General features: G+C 37.3%; 1 protein-coding gene. It reads left to right on the plus strand.

Features of this window, described 5'->3' with window-relative positions:
• Positions 1-340 precede the first annotated feature (340 nt).
• On the plus strand, positions 341-3,153 hold a 2,813-nt coding region (dnaE, locus tag COZ07_RS05340; RefSeq protein WP_406607547.1), incomplete at its 3' end, for a DNA polymerase III subunit alpha.

A 3,153-nucleotide genomic window follows, 5' to 3' on the forward strand; every position in this document is an offset into this window, starting at 1 on the left:
GTATCGAGTATCGCGTGAAGAAACAGATGTAAGGTACAAATTGCAAAATGTAAGTTTTTAGTTGTAGGTAGGGGCGTATTGCAATACGCCCTCTATTACAATAATAATTTATTTTATTAACGTAGGACAGGCGTCTCGCCTGTCTATGCAAGTGTAGGGGTTCGATTCATCGAACCCGTCAAAGAAATTAACCAAACAATACGGGGCGGATAAATCCGCCCCCTACATCAAATCAGAGCTCGCAATAACTATTCACTAACGACTATTCTAATCGGAGAATTGTTCAATCGGTGAATTGGAGAATCGGTTAATTGGTCAATTATTAGAAAGGTGTTTTAAAATGGATATGGTACATCTACATCTACATTCCCAATATAGCATGCAAGATGGTCTTTGCAATCTGGATAATTTAATTAAAAAGGCCATCAAGTTTAATATGAAAGCAATGGCTTTAACTGATCATGATGGACTTTATGGGGCCATTCAATTTTATAAAAAAGCCAAAAAAGCCGGGGTAAAACCTATCCTCGGCTGCGAAATAAGAGTAAAAAATAATCAAAAATCCAATCAATGCTGGCATCTTATTCTTTTGGTTAAAGACAAAAAAGGTTATAGTAATCTCTGTCAGATGATTACCGAAGCCTATCTTTCCAACCCCGGTCCTATTCCGGCGATAGAAAAAAATAGTTTAGCTAAATATAGTGAGGGAATTATTGCCTTAAGCGGCTGTAAAAAGGGAGAGATACCTTTTCTCCTGGCCCAAAAGAAGACTGACCAAGCCGAAAAAAATGCTTACTGGTATCAGCAAGTATTTGGTCAAGAAAATTTTTACTTAGAATTATCTTTTCATGGCCTTAGCCAAGAGAAAGAAGTTAATTCTAAATTAATAAAAATAGGACAAAAATTAGGGATTCCGGTAGTAGCCACTAATAATGTCCATTACCTGGAAAAAAATCAAGCCTCCTCTCAAGGTCTATTAAATAAAATTGCCAATTTAGGAACAAAAGAGAGGTTCTATCATCAAAAACTTGAAACTGATGAATATTATTTTAAATCTCCTTCCGAGATGGAGAAACTATTTTTTCAGGCCCCTCAAGCTCTTCAGAATTCAATTGAAATCGCTGCTAAATGCAACTTAGAACTTAATTTAGGGCAAATTCATCTCCCTACTTATCCCTTACCTCTTTCTTATTCCGCCCCAAATTATTTAAAAAAACTTTGCCTGGAAGGTCTTAAAAAATATTATCCCACTCCCTCTCTAAAAGTTAAAAATCGCTTAACCTATGAATTAAAAATAATTAATCAGATGGGTTTTGCCGGATATTTCCTGATCGTCTGGGATATAGTCTGCTTTGCTAAACAAAACAATATTCCGGTGGGACCAGGGAAAGGTTCTTCAGCCGGAAGTTTAGTCTCCTATCTTCTGAATATCACTGAGGTAGATCCCTTAAAATATCAACTCTTTTTTGAAAGATTTCTCAACCCGGAAAGAATAGATCTCCCAGACATAGATATAGATTTTGGTCAATTGGGAAGAGAGCAAGTAATCTCTTATATCTTTAAAAAATTTGGAAGTAATCGAGTAACCCACGTCAGCACCATCTCTACTTATGCCGCCCGTTCCGCCATTCGCGATACCGGCAGAGCACTGGGATTCCTCCCTCAGGAAATAAACAAAATTGCCCAACTTATGCCTATATTCTCCACCCCTGGAGTAATTAAGGCTTCTCTTCAACATTTGCCTGAACTAAAAAATCTCCCCTATCAACAGGAGCCTCTTAAATCCTTATTTTCTTTTGCTCAAATCATAGAAGGAAAACCCCGGCATCTTTCTGTGCACGCTTCTTCAATGATCATTTCAGATCAATCGCTTTCCGAAGTAGTTCCTCTGGAAGTAACTAATCAAGGGGAAATAGTTAGTCAATATGAAAAAGAATCGATTAAAGATTTAGGCCTATTAAAAATAGACCTCCTGGGCTCCCGCAGCCTTACCGTAATTAAAAAGACCTTAGAAGGGTTAAAGGAAAAAAATATAAATATCAACCTTAATAAGATTCCCCTTGATGATAAAGCCACTTTTTCTGCCCTGCAGAAAGGCAAAACTCTGGGAGTCTTCCAATTAGAAAGCTCAGGGATGTCTTCTCTTTTAAGAAGACTTTCTCCTTCCCATTTAAATGATTTAATCGCTGCTTTATCTTTATACCGGCCAGGTCCTTTAGACAGTGGAATGACCGAACACTATCTTAAAAGGAAACGGGGAGAAGAAGAGATAGACTATCTACACCCCAAACTGGAACCCATTTTAAAGGACACTTATGGAGTTATCCTCTATCAGGAACAGGTAATACAGGTAGTTTCTACTTTTGCTCAGCTCAGTTTAGGAGAAGCTGATCTATTTCGTCGAGCCATCAGTTCCCGTTCGCCAGTAGAAATGGAAAAACAGAGAGATAACTTCTTTAAAAAGGCCCTAAATCAGGGAAACACCGAAGAGGAGACCGAAAAGATCTTTAATCTAATTTCCAAATTTGCTCACTACGGTTTTAATAAAGCACATAGTACTTCTTATGCCCTAATTTCTTTTGTAGCCTGCTATCTTAAAATACACTACCCCGCTTTTTATCTGGCTTCTATGCTCACCTATGGTATGGGCTACTATTCTTCCGATCGCTATATTCAGGAAGCCCGACGTTTCAAGGTTAAAATACTTCCTCCCGATATCAATAAAAGTGGAGCTGGCTTTACGGTAGAAGAGGGAGCTATTCGAGTGGGAATGAGCAAAATAAAGAGCATGGGAGAAAAAAATTTAAAATCCATTCTATCTCTAAGAGAAAAATGTAAAAGATTTAATTCTCTATACGACTTCTGTTATAAAACCAGGTCTTCAAAAATCAATCAAACCTTAATCGAAAATCTAATTAAGGTGGGTGCTTTCGACTTTACCACTTACCCTCGTTCGGCATTATTAAATTTACTCCCTCTCACTTTAAAGGAGGTTAGAAAAAAAGCCCAAGATGGGGCTCAAAATAAAATATCTGGAGATAATAACTCCGGTAGTACTGAACTAATTGCTGCTGATTTAATCCCGGCTTACTATTTTTCTAAAGCTCTACAAATGAATTTAGAAAAAGAAATACTCGATTTATATGTAAGTGA

This window comes from Candidatus Infernicultor aquiphilus, assembly GCF_002784285.1.
Classification (GTDB): Bacteria; Atribacterota; Phoenicimicrobiia; order Phoenicimicrobiales; family Phoenicimicrobiaceae; genus Infernicultor; species Infernicultor aquiphilus.